The organism is Nocardioides sp. REDSEA-S30_B4 (genome assembly GCF_001627265.1).
In the GTDB taxonomy this organism is placed as follows: Bacteria; Actinomycetota; Actinomycetes; order Propionibacteriales; family Nocardioidaceae; genus Nocardioides.
Genome location: NZ_LUPI01000071.1, coordinates 1 through 11,815, shown reverse-complemented (window position 1 = coordinate 11,815; position 11,815 = coordinate 1). Strand labels below are relative to the sequence as shown.

Sequence of the window (11,815 nt, the reverse complement as noted above, 5' to 3'; positions counted from 1 at the left end):
TCACCGACTGGCTCCACACCTACAATCACCACCGCGGTCACACCGCGCTCGGCGGCAAGTCACCAGCCGACCTTGTGCCCAACCTGTGTGGACAGAACACCTAGTCTCGGAGGCGTGGACGTGATCGGCGGGGCGCGCGAGCGGTTGGGGGCGGCGGTGTTCGCCCGGGTGGCCGGGCCGGACGGGCCGCGGCAGCGCGAGCGGATCCACGGTCGCCCGGGGCCGCGGTGGTTCGAGCCCGACAGCGCGATCGCGCGGGTGCACGGTGACGCCAGCATGTTCGTCGGCGGCATCCGGGCGCTGCTGCTGCAGACCCTGCACCCGGCGGCGATGCGGGCGGTCTCCGAGCACAGCGGCTACCGCGGCGACATGCTCGGTCGTCTCGCCCGCACCAGCACCTTCCTGGCGGTGACCACCTTCGGACACGCCGAGGACGCCGAGGCGGCCTGCTCCGCCGTACGCCGGATCCACGAGCGGGTCACCGGCACGATGCCCGACGGCACGGCGTACGCCGCCAGCGACCCTCACCTGCTGCGCTGGGTGCACGTGGCAGAGGCGCACTCCTTCCTGCTGGCCCACCAGACCTACGGCGCCCGCCCGCTGGACCGGGCCGGCCGCGACGAGTACGTCGCCCAGATCGCCGAGATCGGCCGGCGACTCGGCGTGGTCGACCCGCCCACCACCGAGGCCGGGCTCGAGGAGGCGCTGTCCTCCTACCGCGCCGAGCTGCGTGGCACCCCCGAGGCCCGCGAGGCCGTCCGCTACGTCGTGCTGCGCCCGCCGATCCCGCTCCTCGCGCGCCCGGCGTACGCCGTCCTCGTGGCCGCGGCCGTGGGGCTGATGCCGGCGTGGAGCCGGCTCCCGCTGCGGCTGCCGCTGATGCCGGTCACCGAACGCACGGTCGTGAAGGTGCTCGGCGGCGCCGCGATCGGGACCATTCGCTGGGCCATGAGCGCCCAGGGGCCGGCGCCGAGGAATGCGGTGGAGACCGAGGCGACCGCGTCCTAGGCTGGGCGGTTCGCCCGGGGCCGCTTCCACCCCCGGGTCGTCTACTCCGCGAGGTGCTGCGCCATGCCCGAGTCCGCGTCCGAGACCGCCCACCCACCCGATCCCGAGCTGCGCCGCGAGCAGCAGCACCTCGCCGAGTCCCGGCGCCAGCTGGCCCGGATGCGTGAGCGCACCGCGTCGATGGACGCCGGTGCCGCGGCGGACTGGGTGAGCCGGGAGTTCCTCGAGTCCACGTTCGCGTTGCGGATGAAGCAGCTGGCCGACGACCCGACCGTGCCGCTGTTCTTCGGGCGGCTGGACTACGGCGCCGGCCACCTGGGGGGCGAGCACGCCGGGGAGTCCTTCCACATCGGTCGCCGCCACGTCACCGGCCCCGACGGCGACGCCCTGGTGGTCGACTGGCGCGCCCCGGTCAGCACCCCCTTCTACCGGGCCAGCAGCGCCGAGCCGATGGGCGTGGACCTGCGCCGTCGCTACGGCTTCTCCCGCGGTGAGCTGACCGGCTTCGAGGACGAGCCGCTCACCGGCGGCGGTGGCCCCGAGCACAGCGCGATCCTCGAGGCGGAGATCGAGCGGCCACGCGTCGGGCCGATGCGCGACATCGTGGCGACCATCCAGCCCGAGCAGGACGTCATCGTCCGCGCCGACCTCGCGCGCAGCATCTGCGTCCAGGGCGCCCCGGGCACCGGCAAGACCGCGGTGGGCCTGCACCGCGCGGCGTACCTCCTCTACGCGCACCGCGAGCAGCTCTCCCGCCAGGGTGTCCTGGTGGTCGGCCCGAACGCCTCCTTCCTGCGCTACATCCGCGACGTGCTGCCGGCGCTCGGCGAGGTCGAGGCGACCCAGGCGACGATCGAGGAGCTGGTCACCGCACCGCTGCCCGAGGGGCGCCGGGTCCGCGCCGTCGAGCCCGACGACGTCGCCACCCTCAAGGGCGACGCCCGGCTCGCGGAGGTGCTGCGGCGGGCGGTGTGGGCAGGCGTCGGCACTCCCGACGACGCCCTGGTGGTGCCGCGCGGGTCGCGTCGCTGGCGGGTGCCGTCCTACGAGGTCGAGGAGGTGCTCGACGGGCTGCGCACCCGCGGCGTCCGGTACGCCGCCGCCGGCTCGATGCTCGCCCAGGCCCTGGCCCACCGGGTGCTGCTGCGCATGGAGGCCGGGGGCGAGTCCCCCGACGACCGGGTGCAGGACGCCGTGGCGCGCAGCGCCCCGGTCAAGGCGTGCGTGAGGGCGCTGTGGCCGGCGGTCGACCCGGCGAAGCTGCTGCACCGCCTGCTCTCGGACCCCGACGCGCTGGCATCGGCGGCCGACGGTCTCCTCGACCCCGACGAGCAGCGGCTCCTCCTGTGGGACCGTCCGCCGCGCAGCGCCGGCACCGCCCGGTGGACGCTCGCCGACGCCGTGCTCCTCGACGAGCTGCGCGACCTGCTCGAGCGCACCGGGTCGGTCGGTCACCTGGTCGCCGACGAGGCGCAGGACCTCTCCCCCATGATGCTGCGCGCGCTCGCCCGGCGCTCCAGCACCGGCTCGGTCACCGTGCTCGGCGACCTCGCCCAGGCGACCACCCCGTGGGGTGCCCGCTCGTGGGAGGAGGCCCTCGCCCACCTCGGCAGGCCCGACGCCCACGTCGAGCAGCTGACCCGCGGCTTCCGCGTCCCCTCCGAGGTCATCGAGTACGCCGCCGGCCTGCTGCCCCACGTCGCCCCGTCGCTCGTGCCACCCACGTCGGTGCGACGCACGCGCGGCGACCTGGAGGTCGCCCGCGTGCCGGACCCGGTCGCCACCCTGGCCGACCGGCTCCGCGGGGTGCTGGCGCGCGAGGGCTCGGTCGGCGTCGTCGTACCCGACCACGTGGTCGCCGCCACCTCCCGCGTGCTGGACGCCGTCGACCACCGCGTGCTCGGAGCGCAGACCGCCGAGGCGGAGCAGGAGTGGGAGACGCGGGTCGAGGTGGTGCCGGCGAGCCTGGCCAAGGGCCTGGAGTTCGACCACGTGGTGCTGCTGGAGCCCGCGGCCGTGGTGGCCGGCGAGCACGACCGCGTGACCGGGCTGCGGAGGCTCTACGTGTGCCTCACCAGGGCCGTCACGAGTCTGCTGGTCCTGCACGCCGAGGACCTTCCCGCAGAACTGGGGAAGCCTTGAGCCTTTCTTGAGGCTCCCTGAAGGAGACGGACCTAGGCTGGAGTCACCGCGGTCGTCAGCCAGGACGCCGCCCATCCACCGGAGTCGTCATGGGGACCACCTCCACCGCCCGCCGTACCGCCGTCGGCCTGCTGCTCGCCCTGCTCGTCGGGCTGCTGAGCAGCGTGGGCGCCTCGACGGTGCTGGCCCCCGGCGCGCACGCCGCCGAGAGGGGGCGCGTGGTCGGTGAGGTGCTCGTGCCGGGCAACGTGAAGCTGAAGGTCCGCTGGTTCGACGAGGATTGGACCTTCCTCGGCTCGCGCAAGGTCAACGGCAGCATCTACTCCCTGCGACTGGCCCCGGGCACCTACTACCTGCAGTTCACCGACGAGCGGCCGGCCTACAACGTCGACAAGTACGCCCCCACCGACGTGCGCGTGCGCGTGAAGGCGGGCAAGAAGGTCCAGAAGAACGTCCGGATGAAGCCGGGTGCCGCCATCACCGGCACCGTCCGCGCCGGCGGCAGGCCGCTGGGCGGCGCCAAGGTCGTGGCCGCCAACGCCAACGAGCAGTCCTTCTCCACCAAGGCCAACGACAAGGGTCAGTTCGCCATCGGCGGACTCCCCGACGGCAGCTACTCCGTCTTCACCTACGACCGGAAGAAGACCTGGGTCGACAAGAGCACCTATGTCCAGGGCCTGCGCTCGACGCAGAAGCGCAACATCGGCATCGTGCTGCGCAAGAAGGCCGGCAAGCTCCTGGTCGACCTGCGCGCGGGCGGCCAGCGGGTCAAGGAGGCGGTCTTCGTCACGGCCATCAGCAAGGCCTCGGGCCAGTTCTGGACCGTCAAGGCCAAGCGCGGCGAGGCCAGCTTCAAGGGGCTCTACCCCGGCAAGTACCGCATGGTCGCCCCCGGCGTGGGCAACTACCTGCCGCAGGAGGGCGCCATCAAGGGCGCCAACGTGAAGCAGGGCCGCGCCGACCTGGCCAGCACCTTCACGTGGAAGAAGCGGGGCGCCAGCATCTCCGGCTTCGTCCTCGACGAGGTCTACCCCGAGGCCGTGCTGAAGGACGTGCGGGTGCTCGCCTTCGCCAAGGACGGCACCCTCCTGGGCTCGGCCACCACGGGTTCGGACGGCGCGTTCACCCTCGGGGGGCCGATCACCACCCAGGGCGGGATCACGCTGAAGATCCAGCCCGGCGGCAGCAACCCGCCGTACCTGACCGGCGCCTACTACTGCAAGTTCGGCTCCAGCTCGCTCTCCCCTCTCTCGGTCACCCAGGGCGAGGACCTCCAGGTCGGCGACCTGCTCCTCCCCCAGCTGGCCACCAGCGAGCAGGACAACAAGAGCAACTGCGGCGCCGAGCACACCGCACCCTGACCGACCGGCGACCGCCTCCTCCCGGTGACCGATCGGTCACCCGATGTCACCCGACTGTGTCCCGATGGTGCCCGAACGGTGGACCACGCGTGCCCGCGGCGGCCTTAGGTTCGAACCACCGGACTCACCGTCACACCCACCGCACGACCGCACCCGAGGAGGCACCATGCAGCTCCGCACCGACCACGGCACGATCCGGCTGCGCCTGTTCGCGGAGACGCCGTGCGTCGTCCGCGTCGCGTGGTACGCCGACGGTCGGCTCGTCGGCCAGCGCCGGCTCTGGCACCGTGAGACCGACCTACTGCTGCCCGAGGGGCGCTGGACCCTCGAGATCTCCGACGAGCGCTCCGCCCACGACCCCAGCCGCCTCGCGCCCACCCGGCTCGAGGTGCTGGTGAGGGCCGGCTGGCGGACCGCCACCGACGTGGTGCTCACCCGCGGAGCGGTGCTGACCGGCTTCGTCGCCGACACCGCACCGCGACTCGCCAGGTTCGCGACCGTCACCGCGACCACCGCCGACGGCCGCAGCTTCTCGGTGCGGACCGACGGCCTCGGCGGCTACACCCTGGCCGGGCTGCCCTCCACCGCCTGCCTGGTGCGTGCCACCAAGGGCACGCAGCGGACGGCGCCGGTGGTGGTCGAGACGGTCGGCGGCGAGCACCACGAGCTCGACCTGGTCCTCACCGAGACCTCCGCGTCGGGCTCGCGCTCGGCCACGGCCGACCTGAAGGTCGGCGCGGCGTTCACCGGTGTTGTGCTGGACGAGCACACCGGCGCCGCGGCGTACGCGGCCATCGTGGAGGTGCGCGACTCCCGCGGCGTGCTGAGGGGGCGCACCCGCACCGACCACCGCGGCTGCTTCGTCGTCGGCGGCGACCTGCCGGCCTCCAGCGGCCTGACCATCGTGGTGAAGTCCGGCCCGGACCGCATCGAGGTGGACCAGCGCCGCCTGCACGGGCTCGCCTGCCGCGAGGCGCAGCTGGTCGACCTGGGTCGGGTCACGCTCCCCCGGGCACCGCACCGGGCACGGCCCGCCCGCGCCAGCCTGCCGCGCGCCAGCGCCGCAGCGATGTCGCTGCCGGCGACCCGCGTCTGAGGCCCGCGTCCGAGGCCGGCGTCCGAGGTCCGCGCCGGGACCGTGGGTCGGGACCGTCAGCTGACGGACATGTCCGTCGCGGGGTCCCAGAAGGCCCGCATGGCGGTGATCCTCCCGTCCTCGTCGAAGACCATGTGGTCGATGGGGGCGACGGTGTAGCTCTGGTCGCCGACGACGGTGACGAGCTCGAAGTGGAAGACGGCCTCGCCGCCGGCGATGCGCACGACGCCGAGGCTGGTGCGCGCCTCCATGCCCTCCAGGCCGCCGTAGAACTCCAGGATGGCCTCGCGGCCGCGGCGGACCTCGGTGCCGACGGGGTCCTCCACGGTCGCGTCGTCGGTGTAGAGGTCGGCGATCTGGGCCGCCGTGCCGTTCGCCACGAGGGCGATGTAGGACTCCACGACCTCGCGGATCTTCTCGGTGCTCGCAGCCACGGCCACACTCCTCGTCGAGTCGCTCCTCACGGGAACGAGAACAGGTTCTAGTTATCGGCAGCCTAGCGTGCGCCACGTCACACGTGGTCGGCGCCATGGGGTTCAATGGGGCGATGCCCGCTCATGACGACCACACCGGCCCGTTGCGCGAGCAGCTGCGCCGGCGCTGGCCGCTCTCCGGCGACGAGGCGCTGCGCGAGGACCTCCTCGACGCCTGGGACCGCCCCGGCTACCACGACCTCCAGCACCTCGCCGACGTGCTCGGCCGGCTCGCCGAGCTCGCCGAGGCCGGCGTCGACTACCCCCACCTCCCGGTGGTGCTGGCCGCGTGGTTCCACGACGCGGTCTACGACGGCGAGCGCGACGCCGAGGAGCGCTCGGCCGCCCGGGCCGAGGACACCCTGCCGCTCTCGGTCGGCGAGGAGACCGCCGCCGAGGTGGCCCGGCTGGTGCGGATGACCGAGACCCACGAGCCGGTCGAGGACGACGTGGCCGGGTGCGCCCTCTCCGACGCCGACCTGGCCATCCTCGCCGCACCCCCGGCCCGCTACGCGACGTACGTCCGCAGCGTGCGCGAGGAGTACTCCCACCTCGACGACGACTCCTTCGCCCTGGGCCGCACCCAGGTCCTCGAGCACCTCGCGGAGAAGCCGACCCTCTTCCACACCGCACCCGCCCGCAGCGCGTGGGAGGCCGATGCCAGGGCCAACCTCGACGCCGAGCTCGCCGGCCTCCGACGGGTCGCCAGCTAGCGTGCCGTCCCACCGGTGCGCGGCTTGCGCACCCGCAGCCCGCCCGCGACCAGGCGGCGCACGAGCTCGCGGCTGCTGACCGGCTCGGCCCCGGCAGCGACCACGTCGGCGTACCACTCCGACGGCACGTCGTAGTGGTCCCGGTCGAAGCCGCGGCGCGAGAAGCCCAGGCTCTCGGCGAAGACGTGCAGCTCCGCGAGGGAGGTGTCGCTGGCCAGGTGCGACCACAACCGGCCGTGACCGGCGGCGTTCGGCGGGTCGATCAGGATCACGCCGACAGCCTAGGCAGCGGTGCTACTAATGGGACGGTGGACGTCGCACAGCTCTTCGAGGCCAGGTCCCGGGTCCTCGCGGACCTCGAGGCACGACGCCAGGCGACCCCCGCAGCGGTCTCGGCGCTGGAGGAGGCCGTCTCGGCGCGCTCGTGGTGGGCCGAGCAGTGGCCCGAGGGCGCGCAGTACGTCGCCGGGCTCATCGCCCAGGACGTCCAGGACGCCCTCTTCGACTCGACCGGTCGCTGGCCGGTGTGCGACTGGTGCGACGAGGACGCCGAGCACATGGTGCACATCCAGCCCGACCTCGGCGGACCGGACCCGACGTGGGTGTGCGAGGAGAGCGGCAAGGCCGTCGCGCCGCTGGGTGAGTTGCCCCGCCGGCACGACTGACGCCCGGATCGGCGAGCCGTGCTCTCGACGCCCGCTCGCTGCTCGACCACCGGGGTGACGCCCGGCTCGGTGGGTCCGCTGACGCGTCCTCGTCAGCCGTCCTGGCCGAGCTGCACCCACAGCGTGTAGCGGTCGGCGCGGTAGACCGAACGGGACACCTCGACGACCTTCTCGCCGGAGACCGCGCGGCGCGAGTGCCGCAGCACCGCGCTCATCGGGTCGACCTCCAGCAGCGAGGACTCCTCGCCGGTCGCCTTGTCGGCGTTGACCGAGTCCTCGGCCCAGGTGGGGCGCAGCCCACGCGACTCCAGGGAGTCGTAGAGGCTGGTCGGCATGCCGCTCTGCAGGAAGCCGGGCAGCAGCACCTCGTTGAGGTAGGCGTCCTCGATGCACATCGGCACCCCGTCGGCGCGACGCAGGCGGCGCCAGTGGATGACCGCGTCGCCCTCGGTCAGCGCCAGCGCCCGGGCGACACCCGGGCCGGCCTGCTCACGGCGGGCCAGCAGCGTCTGGCTCTCGGCGAGCATGCCGCGCCGGGTCATCTCCTCGGTGTAGCCGGTGATCCGGCTCGCGGTGCGTCGGGGTCGCGCCACGAACGTGCCCCGACCCGGGATCCGCTCGAGGAGGCCCTCGACGACCAGCGCGTCCATGGCCTGGCGCACCGTCATCCTGGCCACGCCGAAGTGCTGGACCAGCTCGCGCTCGGACGGCGCCGGTGACCCCGGCGCTGATCCGGTCACGAGGTTGCGGACGTACTCACGGACCTGGACGTGCTTGAGCGCCCGACCGTCCGTCACGAGAACCTCATCCACGCTCAGCAGACTAGACAACCTGGTGCGGCATCGGGCCGGATCCGCGAAATCCGTCCCTTACCACGGTCCGGACCCGTCACACCACGTGAGCGGGCACGAGTTGCCAAAGCGTCGGGCGCATCCGGGCAACACTCGCCGCGTGGGCGCGGACGTCCTACTCGGTCGCGATGGCCTGCAGGACGTCGAGGCGCGCGGCGCGGCGGGCCGGGAGGACCGCGGCGAGCACGCCGACCATCACCGCGAGCACGAGGTAGACCGCGAGCTGGCCCCAGGGCACCGAGATGACCTCGAGGCCCTCGTCACGCAGGGCGGTCATCATGACCACGCCGAAGAGCACCCCGAGGACGACGCCCAGCACCGCGCCGAGCACGGAGATGGCGACCGACTCCAGCGTCACCATCCGGCGCAGCTGTCCCCGCCCCAGGCCGACGGCGCGCAGCAGACCCACCTCGCGGGTGCGCTCGATGACCGAGAGCGCCAGGGTGTTGACGATGCCGAGCACGGCGATGACCAGGGCCAGGCCCAGCAGCGCGAACACCATGAGCACCAGCTGCTCGATCGGCTCGCGCTGGACCTCGGCGTACTCCTGCTGGTCCTGGGCGGCCAGCGTCGGCTGGTCCGCGAGCACCTCGTCGATGCGCTCGCCGAGGACGTCGGCCGCGGTGCCGTCGCCGAACACGACGAGCATCCGGTCCTGGTCGGCGAAGCCGGCGCGGCCGCTGAAGGCCTCTGGCGAGACCAGCGCGGTGGCCGGCACGACCGGGTTGGCGGCGTAGGTGCCGGCGACGGTCCACTCCTGCTCCCCGCCGGGCACCTCGAGCACCACCGTGTCGCCGGGCCGGACGTCGGCGTCGTCGGCGACCTGCTCGGCCAGCAGCACCTCGCGGTCGCCGCTGGGGGGCCGGGAGCCGTCGAGCAGCTCCAGCCCCAGGAGGTCGAGGTCCTCGCCGCTCACGGCACCGACGAAGACGAAGTCGCCCTCGAGCCGGGCCACGTCGTAGCGCTCGACCGCCACGCGGTCCACGCCCTCCACGTCGACCAGGGCCTCGGCCACGCTCGGCGAGAACGGACCGCCGAAGACGTTGGTGACGACGTAGTCGCCGACGAAGCTGTCCTCGATCTGCTGGTCGACCGACGCGGACGCGGAGGCGCCGGCGATCGACATCGTCCCGGCCAGCGCGAGCCCGATCATCAGCGCGGAGGCGGTGGCCGCGGTGCGCCGCGGGTTGCGCAGGGTGTTCTGCCCCGCCAGGACCCCGACGGTGCCGAAGACCCGGCGGAAGAGCGCGGCCGCGGCGCCCAGCAGCGGCATCGAGAGCAGCGGCGAGGCCGCGGTGACGCCCAGCAGCACGGCCAGGACCCCGCCGCCGACCACCCAGCCGGCGTACGCGGTGTCGCCGAAGAGACCCACGAGCAGAGCGGCGCCGCCGAGCACCGCCAGCACCAGCCCGACCACGAGCCGGCGACGCAGGGAGGACTCCGGCAGCGCGACGTCGTCACGCAGCGCCTGGACCGGGGCGATGCGACCGGTGCGCAGGGCGGGGACCAGCGCGGCGGCGACGGTCACGAGGACCGCGACGGAGTACGCCGCCAGCGGGGTGCGGGCCGCGATCACCAGCGGCTGACCGGACAGGTCGAGGCCCGCCTGCGCGAAGAGCGCGGCCAATGCCTGGGCCAGCAGGATGCCGAGCCCCAGGCCGAGCGTGCCACCGAGGACGCCGAGCACCAGGGCCTCGACCAGCACCGAGACCGTGACCTGGCGGCGGCTCGCGCCCAGGGCCCGCAGCAGCGCGAGCTCGCGGGAGCGCTGGGCCACCAGGATCGAGAAGGTGTTGACGATGAGGAAGGCCCCCACGACCAGGGCGACGCCGGCGAAGACCAGCAGGAAGGTCTCCAGGAAGCCGATCGCCTCCTGGAGGTCGGCGGCGTTGGACTCGGCGGCCTCGTCACCGGTGACGGCCTCGAGGTCGGCGTCGATCACCTCGCGCACCTGCTCGACCAGCTCGTCCTGGCTGACCCCGTCGGCCGCGGTGACCCAGACCTCGGTCCAGGCGTCCTGCCCGCCGAGGAACAGGTCCTGGGCGGTGGCGGGGTCGAAGGCGGCGAGGGTGGCGCCGTTGAGCGAGCCCCCGTCGGCGAAGTCGGCCAGGCCCACCAGCGTGGGCTCGACCCGCGCCTGCTCGCCCGGGGTCTGGATCGGCACGGTGTCACCCAGGGAGTAGCCGGCCCGGTCGGCGGTGCGGGTGTCGAGCACGACGTCCTCGGGACCCTCGGGCGCACGCCCCTCCACGATCACCAGGCCCTCGCGCCCGTCGACGGCGGGAGCGTCGCTCCACCCCTGGCCGAGGGCGGGCGGGCCGAACCCGCCGACGGGCCGGTCGTCGGTGTCGATGACGTAGACGCCGATCGAGGCCACCTGGCCGTCGGCGCGGGCGGCGCCGGGCAGGGCCGCGAGCTCGTCGACCACGTCGCCGGGGACGGTCCGCGACCCCGGCGGCCCGCCGCCCTGGCCGTCGGGTCGGACCACGACGTCGCCTGCCGAGGAGGCGAAGATCGAGTCGAAGGAGCGCTGCAGGGTGTCGGAGAAGACCAGGGTGCCGACGACGAAGGAGACACCGAGCACGATCGCGAAGGTGCTCATCAGCAGCCGCACCTTGCGGCCGAGCAGGCTGCGCAGGGAGACCCGGAGCACGGCTCAGGCCTCCTGGGCCGAGGCGTCGTCGCGCGGGGCGGCGGCCTCGGTCATCCGGGTCATGACCTCGAGCACGGCGTCCCGGTCAGGTGCGCGCAGCTCGTCGACGACGCGACCGTCGGCGAGGAAGACGACCCGGTCGGTGTAGGCGGCCGCGACGGGGTCGTGGGTGACCATGACGATCGTCTGCTGGTGCTCGTCGACGCTGCGGCGCAGCAGGCTGAGCACCTCCGCACCCGAGCGGCTGTCGAGGTTGCCGGTCGGCTCGTCGGCGAAGACGATCCGCGGCCGGCTGACCAGGGCGCGCGCCACCGCGACGCGCTGCTGCTGGCCCCCGGAGAGCTGGTTGGGCCGGTGCCCCAGCCGGTCGGCCAGCCCCACGGTCGCGACCACCTGGTCGAACCACTCCGCGTCGGGGCGGCGCCCGGCGATGGCCAGCGGCAGCAGGACGTTCTCCTTCGCGGTGAGCGTCGGCACCAGGTTGAAGGACTGGAAGACGAACCCGATCTCGTCGCGCCGCAGCGCGGTCAACGCCTTGTCCTTCAGCCCGGTCAGCTCGACGTCGCCGATGCGCACCGACCCCGAGTCGGCGGTGTCGAGGGCCGCGCAGCAGTGCATGAGCGTGGACTTGCCCGAGCCGCTGGGGCCCATGACCGCCGTGAACTCCCCCGCCCCGATGTCGAGGCTCACGCCGTCGAGGGCGCGCACTTCCGTCTGGCCCGAGCCGTAGATCTTCGTCAGGTCACGCACGCTGGCCGCCACGGTCATGGGCACCACTGTGTCGGACCGCGCCGACGGCGCGCCACCGGGTTCCACCCCGAGCCGACCCCGGGCCGACCCCGAGAACCGAGCG

General features: G+C 73.7%; 11 protein-coding genes. 6 read left to right on the top strand and 5 right to left on the bottom strand.

Annotated elements, in window-relative coordinates:
- Positions 1-114: 114 nt before the first annotated feature.
- The 4 genes from A6R01_RS12995 (at position 115) to A6R01_RS12980 (ending at position 5,607) form a co-directional block, all read left to right on the top strand.
- The gene (locus A6R01_RS12995) at positions 115-1,008 is read left to right on the top strand and encodes an oxygenase MpaB family protein (RefSeq protein WP_292606526.1); all 894 of its coding nucleotides are present in this window, start codon (positions 115-117) and stop codon (positions 1,006-1,008) included.
- A 63-nt stretch (positions 1,009-1,071) separates the two neighbouring features.
- Positions 1,072-3,150 (top strand): AAA family ATPase, encoded by a 2,079-nt coding sequence (locus A6R01_RS12990; RefSeq protein WP_292606524.1) that lies wholly within the window; start codon positions 1,072-1,074, stop codon positions 3,148-3,150.
- Between the two features lie 89 nt (positions 3,151-3,239).
- The gene (locus A6R01_RS12985) at positions 3,240-4,511 is read left to right on the top strand and encodes a collagen binding domain-containing protein (RefSeq protein ID WP_292606522.1); all 1,272 of its coding nucleotides are present in this window, start codon (positions 3,240-3,242) and stop codon (positions 4,509-4,511) included.
- Positions 4,512-4,677: 166 nt separating this feature from the next.
- Positions 4,678-5,607: a carboxypeptidase-like regulatory domain-containing protein gene (locus A6R01_RS12980; protein ID WP_292606520.1), complete on the top strand. Its 930-nt coding sequence runs from the start codon at positions 4,678-4,680 to the stop codon at positions 5,605-5,607.
- Positions 5,608-5,663: 56 nt separating this feature from the next.
- Here the strand turns inward: A6R01_RS12980 and A6R01_RS12975 are convergent, their stop codons facing one another.
- Positions 5,664-6,041 carry a nuclear transport factor 2 family protein gene (locus tag A6R01_RS12975; protein WP_292606518.1) on the bottom strand — a complete coding sequence of 126 codons (378 nt, stop codon included), beginning with the start codon at positions 6,039-6,041 and terminating at the stop codon, positions 5,664-5,666.
- Between the two features lie 113 nt (positions 6,042-6,154).
- Here A6R01_RS12975 and A6R01_RS12970 point away from each other — a divergent pair, with 113 nt between their 5' ends.
- Positions 6,155-6,793: a hypothetical protein gene (locus A6R01_RS12970; RefSeq protein ID WP_292606516.1), complete on the top strand. Its 639-nt coding sequence runs from the start codon at positions 6,155-6,157 to the stop codon at positions 6,791-6,793.
- On the opposite strand, the gene A6R01_RS12965 is transcribed toward A6R01_RS12970, so the two are convergent.
- Positions 6,790-7,065 (bottom strand): DUF4031 domain-containing protein, encoded by a 276-nt coding sequence (locus A6R01_RS12965; RefSeq protein WP_292606514.1) that lies wholly within the window; start codon positions 7,063-7,065, stop codon positions 6,790-6,792. The two genes, A6R01_RS12970 and A6R01_RS12965, sit on opposite strands and share 4 nt — an antisense overlap.
- Positions 7,066-7,101: 36 nt before the next feature.
- Here A6R01_RS12965 and A6R01_RS12960 point away from each other — a divergent pair, with 36 nt between their 5' ends.
- Positions 7,102-7,458, top strand: a complete 357-nt coding sequence (locus tag A6R01_RS12960) for a hypothetical protein (RefSeq protein ID WP_292606512.1) — start codon at positions 7,102-7,104, stop codon at positions 7,456-7,458.
- A gap of 92 nt (positions 7,459-7,550) precedes the next feature.
- On the opposite strand, the gene A6R01_RS12955 is transcribed toward A6R01_RS12960, so the two are convergent.
- The 3 genes from A6R01_RS12955 to A6R01_RS12945 all read right to left on the bottom strand — a co-directional run bounded on the left by A6R01_RS12955 (position 7,551) and on the right by A6R01_RS12945 (position 11,730).
- Entirely contained in the window at positions 7,551-8,270 is a 720-nt protein-coding gene (locus A6R01_RS12955; protein WP_292606510.1) for a GntR family transcriptional regulator, read from the bottom strand.
- 154 nt (positions 8,271-8,424) lie between these two features.
- Positions 8,425-10,962: an ABC transporter permease gene (locus A6R01_RS12950; RefSeq protein ID WP_292606508.1), complete on the bottom strand. Its 2,538-nt coding sequence runs from the start codon at positions 10,960-10,962 to the stop codon at positions 8,425-8,427.
- A 3-nt stretch (positions 10,963-10,965) separates the two neighbouring features.
- Positions 10,966-11,730 (bottom strand): ABC transporter ATP-binding protein, encoded by a 765-nt coding sequence (locus tag A6R01_RS12945; protein ID WP_292606506.1) that lies wholly within the window; start codon positions 11,728-11,730, stop codon positions 10,966-10,968.
- Positions 11,731-11,815 lie beyond the last annotated feature (85 nt).